The sequence below is a fragment of the Rahnella sp. CJA17(1/100) genome (genome assembly GCF_963881615.1).
Lineage (GTDB): Bacteria > Pseudomonadota > Gammaproteobacteria > Enterobacterales > Enterobacteriaceae > Rahnella > Rahnella aceris.
In genome coordinates, this window is sequence record NZ_CAWOJA010000022.1 from 94,318 (window position 1) to 106,709 (window position 12,392).

Sequence of the window (12,392 nt, forward strand, 5' to 3'; positions counted from 1 at the left end):
AACGCAAAATCTCAACCCTGACAGGCGATAACAAGGGATGCGGGCGTGAATTCAGGTTTGATGGTATTACACGGAAATCACTCAGAAACGCTGAGGGACGTGCTGGTCTCGTGGATGGCAGCGCATCCGCTGTCGCCGCTGGAAAATGAAGTGATTCTGGTGCAGAGCAACGGCATCAACCAGTGGCTGAAACTGGCGCTGGCGCGTGATGTGACCGACGGTGGCTGCGGAATTGCAGCGGCGCTGGATATCAAACTTCCGGCACGTTTTTTCTGGCAGGTGTACCGCGCGGTGCTCGGCAAAGAACAGGTGCCGGAATCGTCGCCTTTCGACCGTCCGCTGCTGACCTGGCGCCTGATCCGCCTGTTACCCGAACTGCTTGCCGAACCCGTTTTTGCGCCGCTGGCCCGTTTCTTAAAAGATGACGGCGATATGCGTAAACTGCATCAGCTGGCGCAGCGTCTGGCGGATTTATTCGATCAGTATCAGGTTTACCGTGCTGACTGGCTGGAAGACTGGGGCAACGGTCTGGACGTTCTGCGCACCAGCCGTAAAGGCAGCGAGCCCTTGCCGGAAAACCTGCTGTGGCAGCCGCAACTGTGGCGCGCGCTGCTGGCGGATGTACCTGAAAACGAGCGCAACACCAGCCGTGCGGCGCTGCATCAGCGTTTCCTGCACTATGCGCAAACTATTCCTGAAGACCAGCGCCCGGCCGGTTTACCGGCGCGGCTGGTGGTTTTTGGCATCTCCTCGTTACCGCAACAATCCCTTGAAGTGCTGGCCGTGCTGGGACGCTGGACACACATCTTTATGTGTGTGCATAACCCGTGCGAGCACGACTGGAGCGATATCATTGCTGATAAAGATTTGCTGCGCGCAGAGCGGATACGTCAGTTGCGTAAGCCGGGCATGCCGCAGGTCATTGCCGAAGATGAGCTCCATCAGCATGCGCATCCGTTGCTGGCGGCATGGGGCAAGCAGGGGCGCGACTATATCGGTTTGCTGAATGAATACGACAACCACGAATCCTATGCGGCGCAACTGGCGCCGGTGATCCCGCGCATCGACCTCTTTACCTCAAACGGCACCGATACCTTGTTGCATCAGTTGCAGGAAGACATTTTGCAACTGCGCCCGCTGGCTGAAACCATCGATGAATGGCCTGCCGCTGACGTTCAGCATGACGATTCCCTGCGTTTCTTTATTACCCACAGCGCCCAGCGCGAAGTGGAAGTGCTGCATGACCGCCTGCTGGCGGCGCTGGCCGCAGATCCGACGCTGAAAGCGCGCGACATTATCGTGATGGTGCCGGATATCAACGGTTATGCGCCGCACATTCAGGCGGTGTTTGGCCTGATGGAGCGCAGTGATCCGCGTTATATCCCGTTCACCGTTGCCGATCAGGGACCACGCCAGAATAATCCGTTACTCGGTGCGCTGGAAAGTTTGCTGGAACTGCCACAGTCGCGTTTTGCGGTCAGTGATTTGCTGGATTTACTCGATGTGCCGTCGGTGCGTCAGCGTTTCGGGATTGAAGAAGAACAACTGCCGCTGCTGCACCGCTGGATCAGAGCCGCCAACGTGCGCTGGGGGCTGCATGCCGAGCAGCGCCAGAGCCTCGAACTGCCGTTATCACCGGAGCAAAACAGCTGGTTCTTTGGTCTGCAACGCATGTTGCTGGGCTATGCGGTGGGCAGCGGCGAAGCCTGGAAAAACATCGAGCCGCTGGATGAAATCGGCGGGCTGGATGCGGCACTGATTGGCCCGCTGTCACATCTGCTGAACTGCCTGGATGACACCTGGCGTCAGCTACGTGAACCTGCGCCTCCGCAGGAGTGGGGCAGGCGTCTGCGTCATATCCTTTCTCAATACTTTAGCGAGGATGACGGTGAAGATGGCTTTATTTTAGTGCGTCTGCACGGTGAGCTGGAAATCTGGCTCGAAGCCTGTGAAAGCGTAGATTTACAGGCCGAACTGCCGCTGTCGGTGGTTCGCGATCACTGGCTGGCGCAGTTCGACCAGTCGGGTCTGACCCAGCCGTTTTTCGGCGGCGCGGTGACGTTCGCCACGCTGATGCCGATGCGTGCCATTCCTTTCCGCCACGTGCATCTGCTGGGGATGAACGACGGCGATTATCCGCGTAACCGCGTACCGATGGATTTCGACCTCATGGGGCGCGATTACCGCCCGGGCGACCGTTCACGCCGTGAAGATGACCGTTATCTGTTCCTCGAAGCCCTGCTTTCTGCGCGTGAACGCTTACACATTAGCTGGGTGGGGCGCAGCATTCATGACAACACCGAGCGCCCGCCATCCGTGCTGGTGGCGCAGTTGCGCGACCATCTGGCGGCAGGCTGGAAAGCACAAAATGGCGAAGATTTACTGCACGCCCTGACCACCGAACATCGTCTGCAACCGTTCAACCGCGACTATTTCAGTCAGGGCAGCCCGCTGTTCAGTTATGCCCACGAATGGCGTGCCGGGCTGGAAGCGGAAGCCGCTGCCGTGGCAGCGCAACCGCTGCAACCGGTGGAACAGGAAGGCGCACTGACGCTGCGTCAGTTGTCGGATTTCCTGTCGGATCCGGTGCGCAGTTTCTTCCGCCAGCGGCTGAACATCTACTTTGAGCTGGAAGATCCGGGCAGCGAAGATCAGGAGCCGTTCGACATCAATGCGCTGGAAAACTGGCGGTTGCAGGATGAGCTGATCCGCGCGCAAAAATGGGCACTGGAAGCGGGCGTTTCGCGTCAGGACGTTTTACGTCAGCAACTCGAACGTATTGAACGACGCGGCGAGCTGGCACCGGGCGAATTTGCTGCGGTGCTGAGTGACGATCTGGCCGAACCGATGGATACCTTGTTTGCCAGCTATCAGCAGGTTCTCGATGCATGGCCGCAGCCGCTGGCGAATGAGGCGGTGGAAGATAAAACCGGTGGTGTGACGTTCTCCGACTGGCTGAGCGAACTGCGGGCAAATGCTGCGGGCGGCCGTGCCCGCGTGGTGCTGGAAAGTACCGGCATCATAAAAGATCGCGCTTACCGCTTTGACAGGCTGCTGCCTTACTGGGTTGCGCATCTTGCGGGGCATCTTGACGGACAGCCAATGCACACCTTTATCGTCAGCAAAAACGGCACCGCCGAATTACCGCCGCTGGAGATCGCTTATGCGCGCGAACTGTGGGACACGCTGATTGAAACGTGGAAAATCGGGCAGTTGCGGCCGTTGCCGCTGGCGGTAAAAACCGCCTTTGTCTGGCTGAAAAAAGAGGGCACGGCGCACAGCGCAACGGACAGCGATGCCTGGCTTGCCGCCCGCGACAGCTACGAAAATCACGATCCGGCCAACATGAAATTTGGTGAGCGTGACAGCAATGCGTACCTGGCCCGCGCGTGGCCGGACTTTGCCGCACTCTGGTCTGACGGTGAATTTGCCCGGCTGGCCGATGTGCTACTGGCACCGCTGATCAATTATCTTTCCCGCAGTAAGAAAGGAGACAAGGAATGACGGAACAACGTCTGCCATCAGCATTGAATGTGCTGAACTTTCCGCTGACGGGAAGCCGCCTGATTGAAGCCAGCGCGGGTACCGGCAAGACTTTCACCATCGCCGCGCTGTATGTGCGGCTGGTGCTCGGGCACGGCGGCGATAACGCCTTCAGCCGCCCGCTGACGCCGCCGGAAATTCTGGTGGTGACCTTTACCGATGCCGCAACCAAAGAACTGCGCGATCGCATCCGTGCGCGTTTATCGCAAGCGGCGGGGTCTTTTTTAGGAAATCCTGACGCGGAAAATGACAGCGACGAATTTTTGCAAAATTTGCGTGCGGAATATACGCCGGAGCAATGGCCGGGCTGTGCCCGCAAGCTGCAACTGGCGGCGGAATGGATGGATGAATCCGCCGTTTCCACTATTCACGGCTGGTGTAACCGCATGCTTGGCGAGCACGCATTCGACAGCGACAGCCTGTTTACCCAGACGCTGGAAACCGACCAGACCGAACTGCTGATGAACGTGGTGCGCGATTACTGGCGCAGTTTCTATTTCCCGCTTGGTGAGCAGGAAATCCGTATGTTGCGCGGCTGGTGGCGCTCACCGGAAGACTTACACCGCAGCGTGATGCCGCTGCTGGAATATGCCGGGGAGTTAGGCTCAGATCAGACGCCTGCCGAAGTATGCGAAACGGTGAATAACCTGAAAGCGGCGGAACTGGCGGCGCTGAAACAAGACTGGCCGCAATGGACGCAGGAACTGCGCACAATGCTCGAAGGCGCTGTAGCGGCGAAAGCGGTGAATGGGAAAATTCAGGCGCGATATTTCAATCCGTGGCTGGATAAACTTCACGCCTGGGCGACCAGCGACGAAATAATCCCGGATCTCAAAACCGGCTGGACCCGCCTGACACCGGCAGGCTTAGACGAAGGCTGGAAGCAGGGCGTTGCGCCCGTCCATCCGGCCATTTCGGCAATGGAAACCCTGAAAACCCGGCTGGAAAGTTTGCCGGATGCCCGCAGCGGTTTACTGCAACATGCCTGCCGCTGGATAAAAAATCGTTTTGACCTCGAGCAGCAAAAGCGCGCGCAAATGGGTTTCAACGATTTGCTGACCCGTCTGGACGCTGCGCTCAGCAGCGACAACGGCGCGCGGCTGGCGGAGATCATCCGTACGCAATTCCCGGTGGCGATGATCGACGAATTTCAGGATACCGATCCGCTGCAATACCGTATTTTCGACGCCGTTTACCGTGTGGCGGAAAATGCGCCGGAGCAGGGGCTGATCCTGATCGGCGACCCGAAACAGGCGATTTACGCTTTCCGTGGTGCCGATATTTATACCTATCTGCGCGCCCGTCGTGATACCGGTGGCCGCCACTACACGCTGGCGACCAACTTCCGTTCTACCCGCGCGATGGTGGCGTCGGTGAATCAGGTGTTTGAACTGGCCGAAAATCGCAAGTCCGGCGAGGGCGCGTTCCTGTTCCGGCGCGGCGCTGAAAATCAGGTGCCGTTCCTGCCGGTAGAAGCCAAAGGACGCGCCGATACGCTGGTAATTGATGATGCCGAAGCCGCTGCGCTGACGCTGTGGTATCCGGAGAATCAGGCGGAAGTATTGCCGAAAAACCAGTATGTCCAGCTGATGGCCGACGGCTGCGCCACGGAAATTGTTCGCCTGCTGCGCCTCGGCCAGCAAGGTTCTGCCGGTTTTGGCCTGCCCGGCGAAATGCTGAAGCCAGTAATGCCCGGCGATATCGCGGTGCTGGTGAACACCGGGCGGGAAGCGACCGCAGTGCGCGTTGCGCTGTCGAAACGCGGCGTGCGCAGTGTGTATCTTTCCGATAAAGAATCGATTTTTGAAAGTGCGCAGGCGGGCGAATTGCAATACTGGCTGGCGGCCTGTGCTGCGCCGGAAAACGACCGGTTACTGCGCGCGGCCCTCGCGACACCTTCGCTGAACCTGAGCTGGGAAGCGCTGGACCGGCTCAATCAGGATGAAAACGAGTGGGAGCGCTACGTTCAGCAGTTTCAGGCGCTGCGTACCTGCTGGCGCAAACAGGGCATTCTGCCGATGCTGCGCCGTCTGATGTGGGAATTCGACGTGCCGCGCCGTCTGCTTGGCCGTGGTGACGAACGTGCGCTGACCGACCTGCTGCATCTTTCTGAACTGCTGCAACAGGCCAGCGTTCAGCTCGACGGTGAGCACGCGCTGATCCGCTATCTGGCGGAACAGTGTCAGGATGAACATCAGGGGGGCGATGCGCGCAAACTGCGTCTCGAAAGCGATGCAGAACTGGTGAAAGTGGTCACGGTGCATAAGTCCAAAGGGCTGGAATATCCGCTGGTATTCCTGCCTTTCGCCTGTGCTTTCCGCGCGGTGAAAAAACAGGACTCACCGCTGAAATGGCACACGGCGGAAGGTGAACTGGAAGTGGCGCTGAGCGCGACGGATGAACAACTGGTGCAGGCCGATCGCGAGCGTCTGGGGGAAGACCTGCGTAAGTTCTACGTCGCGATGACCCGCTCGCGTTACGCGCTGTGGCTGGGCATGGCTCCGCTGAAAGAGTTCGAAAAGAGCGCCTCCGGCTATCTGTTCCACGGCGGCGACGCGATCGATGCGGATGCGCTGCCCGCCAGTTTGCAGGCACTGGAGACAGACACCATTCGCGCCTGGCCGCTGCCTGTCACGGACGGCGCAATCTATCGCAGTGAGCAGTTGCTGCCGGAACTCGGGTCGCGCCCGCCGCTGCGAACGTATAAAGGGCCGCGCTGGTGGGTGTCGAGTTTCTCCGGCCTGCAAATCGCACCGGCAGGCACCTACATGGTGCCGGAGACCCTGAACCGGGAGCCTCGTGGTGAGATCGAAAGCGCAGCGCAGGACAGCTATTTAGAAGATCAGAAAGTATTTGTGGAAGACAAAGAGCCGGTGCCCGGGCTTTTGCAACCGATGACCGGTGAGAATTTGTATGCGTTTCCGCGCGGCCCTGCGCCGGGTAATTTCCTGCACGGTTTGCTGGAATGGGCGGGCGACGAAGGGTTTGCGGCACTGGCGAAGGATCCGGCGAAAATCGCCGATCAGGTCGCGCGGCGTTGTAATACGCGCGGCTGGGAAAAGTGGATCGTACCGCTTTCCGGCTGGCTGACCGCGTTACTGACGCAGCCGTTAGCCCTGCCGGACGGTGAAACCTTCACGCTGGCGGAACTGCCGCCTTATCAGGTTGAAATGGAGTTCTGGTTCTCGCTGACAAAGGTCTCAACTGTTCGCCTCGACAAGCTGGTTCAGCAATACACGCTTGAGGGCGCGGAGCGTGCGCCGCTGCTGGCGGAAGATCTCAACGGCATGCTGAAAGGCTTTATCGATCTGGTGTTTGAACATGACGGGCGTTATTACGTGCTGGATTATAAATCCAACTGGCTCGGAGACGATGCCAGCGGTTATGACCAGGAAAATATGACGCAGTCAATGCGCGAGCACCGCTACGATTTGCAGTTCTCGCTGTATCTGTTTGCGCTGCATCGTCTGCTGAAATCCCGCATACCGGATTATGACTACGACCGGCATATCGGCGGCGCGGTGTATTTATTCCTGCGCGGCAGCCACGCGCCGGGTAACGGCGTCTGCGTTCAGCGGCCGGACAAAGCATTAATGGAACAACTCGACGCTCTGTTCAGCGGCACGGAGGAACACGCATGAAAATCAACAGCCGTGAAGATATCGCACAACTGCTGGCGAGCTGGGTGGAATGTGGCTGGCTGCGCGAACTCGATCGCGCACTGGTGACGTTTCTGGCAAAAGAAGCGCCGGACGCGCATCCGTTATTGTTGCTGGCGACCGCACTGACCAGCTATCAGTTAGGGCGCGGTCATGTGTGTCTGGATTTGCAGGCCACACTTGATGACAGTGCATTCTCACTCTCGCTGCCACCGGAAGGCGATCACGCTGACGGCGCGGTGATCCGTCCGGCGGCCGTGCTCGACGACCTGAGTTTGCAGGAATGGCTGGCGGCGCTGGTGCACCCGACGCTGGTCGGACACCACGAAGGTAATTCGCCGCTGGTGCTGACCGGCCAGCGGCTGTATCTGCGCCGTTACTGGCAGTACGAACAGAATGTGCGGGCGGCAATTGAACAACGTCTGGCGCGCAGTGCGCTGCACACTTTGCCGGTGGAATCTTTGCGTGCGCCGCTGACGGCGTTATTCCCGGCGGATGCGAAATCTGATATCGCCAACTGGCAGAAACTGGCCTGCGCGCTGGCGGCGGGCAGTGCGTTCAGCATTATTACCGGCGGGCCGGGCACCGGTAAAACCACCACGGTGGTGCGTCTGCTGGCGTTGTTACAGACGCTGGCGCTGGAGGAAAATGGTCAGCCACTGCGCATCAGACTGGCCGCGCCGACCGGCAAGGCGGCAGCAAGACTCAATGAATCAATTGCCGGTGCGGTATCGAAGCTGGATCTCAGTGCGCTCGGCAACGGTAATGCGGTGCGAGAAAGTATCAACACCGATGTGGTGACACTGCACCGTCTGCTCGGCAGCCGCCCCGATACGCGGCATTTTCGCCATCATCCGGGCAACCCGCTGATGCTGGATGTGCTGGTGGTTGATGAAGCGTCAATGGTCGATCTGGAAATGATGGCCGCATTGCTGGCGGCATTGCCAGAACAGGCGCGTCTGATCCTGCTCGGCGATAAAGATCAACTGGCGTCGGTGGAGGCGGGGGCATTACTGAGCGAGTTATGTCAGCGCGCCAACGGCGGCCATTATCTGCCGCATACCCGCGACTGGTTGCAAAGCGTGACCGGCGAACAGATCCCGGATTCGCTGGTTGATCCCCTGGGTACGGCGATGGATCAGGCTGTAGTGATGCTGCGCCACAGTTACCGTTTTGATGCACAAAGCGGCATTGGCCAGTTAGCGGAAGCAGTAAATGACGGGGATGTGAAAGCGCTGAAACAGGTCTGGAAACATGGATACGCTGACCTGGCGCAACTGACATTGAGCACTGACGATGATGCTGAACTGCGCGACTGGGTGGTGAAGGGCGGCGCGAAGCAGTTCCCGGCGGCGGCCAGACGCGAAGGCGTAGAACCTCCGGTCGGCTATCAACATTATCTCAACGTGATGATCCAGGCGCGACCGGCAGACAATGAACCGCCGGAAGCCTTCAACCGCTGGGCGGCCAGAGTGCTTCTGGCCTACAGCCAGTTCCAGCTGCTGTGCGCCTTACGTGGCGGGCGCTGGGGGGTGGAAGAACTGAATCAGCGCATCGCCGACATCTTGCGAAAGGAAGGGTTGCTTAAGGCGTCGATCGGCTGGTATCCGGGGCGTCCGGTGCTGGTGACCCGCAATGATTACAGCCAGCGTCTGATGAACGGCGATATCGGCATCACGCTGGAGATCCCGCATCGTCTTGCCGATGGTACTGTGGTGCCGACCCTGCGAGTGGCGTTTCTGGCCGGAGACGGTACGCAGGATATCCGCTGGGTGATGCCGGGGCGTTTGCAGGCGGTGGAAACCGTATTTGCCATGACGGTGCACAAATCGCAGGGGTCCGAATTTACCCATACCGCGCTGCTGCTGCCGGAGAATCTCAGTCCGATCCTCACGCGCGAGCTGATTTACACCGGCATTACCCGTGCGCGTCACTGGTTCAGTCTGGGATGTGTCGGGGGAATGAATGCCGTTTTACCGGATGCGGTGAAGCGTCGGGTGTTACGTGCCAGCGGATTAATCGAAAGCGCGTAACGCATACCTGAAGACGAAAATCAGCATTCGTGCTCATGAATTCTGACGAGTTTATGTAGCGTGCGGGCCTTGTTGCCCGCCACTTTGGTGGCTTTGTCCGGATCGCCAGCCACAAATTCCAGCGTCGGTGAGTAATAAAAAGGCAGCCAGCCACCGTAGCCATTCTCCCACTCCCAGCGAACCGGGCAGGGCCACAGAATGTCTTCATGCATGATGTAATAAGTCCATCGCCCATGCGGACGACGAGGTTTTAGTATTTTCATAAACGGGAGAACGGGCTCTTAAAAATCACTCAGGATATTCTGGCTCGCGTAGCGGAAGGTTTCAACCCTCTGACCGGAATGATGCTTATTTAAGCAGTTTTAAGCGGGGTAATTTGCAATACTTTACCCCCAGATCATCGCCGCCCAGCGTAACAGCATCAGTGCGCCACAGATACACAGCAGTACTACGACCATTTTCCAGTGCTTGGTCATCATCCGTTTGGTTACCATTTCTCCTCCTGCAATCCGGACATTGAGTGCGCCATGTGCTGATCAACATAGTGGACAACATGTTCTTTCAGTTCAGGAACGGTCTGATCGGTGAGCCATTCAAACGCCATCAACAGTAAGGCTGCGATGGCAATAACTGACAAAAGTATAACGGCTTTATTGCGTACTTCCATGATTCCCATTGATTCTGAATTGCCTGATTTTTACTTTGCGAGAATAAGCCGCATCGGGAGCGGCTTCAGCATTCTGGTTCCGGAAAGGTTTAGAGATTATACCTTTTCGCCTGATTCGAAACTTTGATCCCGTTTCTGCTCCTCCGGCATTAGTGCTATTTCTTCATGACGGGCTCCCGGGCGGAAACCGTTCTTGCGGGCGCAGACGGCAATAATCAGCCCGGCGACGATAAGCAACTGCATGGCCCACGGAAAGACTGCAATACCCGCGGTTTCCAGCAGGATCCCACCGGTTACCCCGCCACTGGCAATCGCCAGATTCCACGCCACGACCACCATCGATTGCGCCATATCGGCATGTTCACCGGTAGCGTCAGCAATCGCCGTTTGCAGCAAGGTTGCTGCACCACCAAACGTCAGCCCCCACAGCGCGACACACAATGTCACGGTCAGCGGCGAAAAGCGGCTCAGCGCCAGCACGAGTGATAGCAGGGCAAAGGCTATCAGGCTGACCAGCAGGGTGCGCCGCAAATGTTTATCCACCAGCATGCCGGTAATACCAATGCCTGCCAGCGCGCCGAGGCCGAAAACCAGCAATATCTGATCGGCCCGTGCATCAAGCCCGGACAGGCGCAGGAACGGCACGATGTAGGTATAAAGCAGGTTGTGCGCCAGCATCCACAGCAGGATCACCATCAGAATACTGCGCACGCCGGGCATCATCATTACCTGTCTTAAAGGCTGGCGTTCCCCTGCGGCCTGCCCCGGATAGTCCGGTACTTTTTTCACCACCCAGACAATCAGCAGCAACGTGATGGCGGACATCACGCCGAATGCCATGCGCCATCCGAGCGCGGAGCCCATCCAGGTGCCCAGCGGAACGCCGACAGATAGCGCCAGAGGTGTGCCGACCATCGCCACCGACAACGCACGCCCTTGCTGATGCACCGGGACCATCCGACGTGCATAACCGGCCAGTAACCCCCACGCCAGCCCTGCCGCCGCGCCGGCCACCCAGCGGGCGAAGAGCGTCAGGACATAATTCGTCGAGAAGGTGGTGAGGGTATTAAAAATCAGAAAGCCAAAGATTGCCGTCAGCAACGCAGTGCGGCGGTTCCAGCCCCGTGTCAGTGCTGCCAGCGGGATGACGGCCATCAGCGAACCGGCGGCATACAGCGTCACCAGTTGCCCGGCCATCGCCGGTGACACATTAAGATCCGCTGCAATTTGAGGTAGCAATCCGGCGGGCAAGGTTTCGGTCATGATGGCGATAAAGCCGGTCAGTGCCATCGCCAGTAAAGCTGAAAGTGGCAGGGGATATTTCAAGGCAGGGGAATTCATGACTGCGCTCCATACACCGCATCGCGCAGTTCAGTGACGAACGCACCTGACATGCCTTCATACAGGGTATTGGTCAAGGCAACCACGCTCAGTCCGGCGGTACGATCAACGAACCAGGAATGACCGTAAGCCCCGCCCCAGCGCCACGTGCCGGTTGATTCCGGTGAAGCGGCAGCCTGCGGGTCACGTAATACCGAAAAACCTAAGCCAAAGCCCAGACCCGGGGATTCCGGCAGTTCGGCTCCGCGAGTTTGATCCCGTCCCATTTCATCGACCAGCGCGGACGAGATCAACGGAGCGCCGCCGAGACGCAACATTTCCAGCATCTTCAGTACGTCAGCCGCGCTGCTGACCATACCCGCGCCGCCGGAAGGATAAGCCTGAGCATCGAGTGCGCGCGAAGGTGAGTATTCAATTCCCACGGTATTGTCGAAAGCGGCGACTTTTTCGCCTTCACGCAGACGATGGGGCTGTGGCACATCACTGACATACGGCGTAGCCAGCCGCGCCGGGTCATGTGCGAAGAAACCGGTGTCATGCATGCTCAGCGGGTCGGTCAGTTGCGTTTTTACCACTTCAGCGAGCGGTTGTTTGCAGACCTGTTCCAGTACTGCGCCCAGCACATCCACGGCCAGCGAATACCCCCACGACGTGCCCGGTGTATACAGCAAAGGCACATCCGATAAACGTCGCAGATTTTCCGCCAGCGAAATGCTGCTGCTGTCCATTCCGTCAGAAACCCCTGCGCGGGCATAAGGGCCGTTTTCGTCCGGCTCAAAAAAGCGGTAACTCAGCCCGGCGGTATGACTTAATAACTGCCGTACCGTGATGCGTGCCGGTTGTCCGTCTGGCAGGGTAGGGCGAAACTGCGGCAACTCTGTCTGAATATCGTCATCCAGCGCCAGCTTCCCTTGGGTGATCAGCGCCATTGCCACGGTGGACACAATCGGCTTGCTGACCGATGCCAGACGGAAAAGCGTATTTTCAGTCATCGGTTGGTGGCTTTCCCGGTCGGCAAAACCGGCAGCCTGGTGGTAAACCACCTCGCCGTGAAGGGCGACCATGACAACGGCACCGACCAGTCTTTGTGACTGAATAGCCTGAGCGATAACGCAATCAAGTCGGGATTTCAACGCAGTGGAATTCATG

8 protein-coding genes are annotated in these 12,392 nt (G+C 58.5%); 3 read left to right on the forward strand and 5 right to left on the reverse strand.

Features of this window, described 5'->3' with window-relative positions:
* The first annotated feature begins 45 nt into the window (after positions 1 to 45).
* From recC to recD, 3 genes are read left to right on the forward strand one after another with little or no spacing between them, the layout of a single operon-like run.
* Positions 46 to 3,504 carry an exodeoxyribonuclease V subunit gamma gene (gene recC, locus AACU55_RS11925; RefSeq protein WP_037036447.1) on the forward strand — a complete coding sequence of 1,153 codons (3,459 nt, stop codon included), beginning with the start codon at positions 46 to 48 and terminating at the stop codon, positions 3,502 to 3,504.
* Positions 3,501 to 7,184 (forward strand): exodeoxyribonuclease V subunit beta, encoded by a 3,684-nt coding sequence (recB, locus tag AACU55_RS11930; RefSeq protein WP_134705496.1) that lies wholly within the window; start codon positions 3,501 to 3,503, stop codon positions 7,182 to 7,184. The genes recC and recB overlap by 4 nt, the downstream gene beginning before the upstream one ends.
* A complete protein-coding gene (gene recD, locus AACU55_RS11935) occupies positions 7,181 to 9,235 on the forward strand; it encodes an exodeoxyribonuclease V subunit alpha (protein ID WP_134705497.1) in 2,055 nt (684 codons plus the stop codon). Before recB ends, recD begins: the two co-directional genes overlap by 4 nt.
* A gap of 20 nt (positions 9,236 to 9,255) precedes the next feature.
* Here recD and AACU55_RS11940 read toward each other — a convergent pair whose 3' ends face one another.
* The 5 genes from AACU55_RS11940 to AACU55_RS11960 form a co-directional block, all read right to left on the reverse strand.
* The gene (locus AACU55_RS11940; RefSeq protein WP_013574325.1) at positions 9,256 to 9,447 is read right to left on the reverse strand and encodes a hypothetical protein; all 192 of its coding nucleotides are present in this window, start codon (positions 9,445 to 9,447) and stop codon (positions 9,256 to 9,258) included.
* A gap of 174 nt (positions 9,448 to 9,621) precedes the next feature.
* A complete protein-coding gene (yniD, locus tag AACU55_RS11945) occupies positions 9,622 to 9,729 on the reverse strand; it encodes a small membrane protein YniD (protein ID WP_013574326.1) in 108 nt (35 codons plus the stop codon).
* Positions 9,723 to 9,902, reverse strand: a complete 180-nt coding sequence (locus tag AACU55_RS11950) for a hypothetical protein (RefSeq protein WP_223509705.1) — start codon at positions 9,900 to 9,902, stop codon at positions 9,723 to 9,725. Before AACU55_RS11950 ends, yniD begins: the two co-directional genes overlap by 7 nt.
* A gap of 96 nt (positions 9,903 to 9,998) precedes the next feature.
* Positions 9,999 to 11,243, reverse strand: coding sequence for an MFS transporter (locus AACU55_RS11955; RefSeq protein WP_134705498.1), 1,245 nt, complete (start codon positions 11,241 to 11,243; stop codon positions 9,999 to 10,001).
* Entirely contained in the window at positions 11,240 to 12,391 is a 1,152-nt protein-coding gene (locus tag AACU55_RS11960) for a serine hydrolase domain-containing protein (RefSeq protein ID WP_134705499.1), read from the reverse strand. Before AACU55_RS11960 ends, AACU55_RS11955 begins: the two co-directional genes overlap by 4 nt.
* Position 12,392 lies beyond the last annotated feature (1 nt).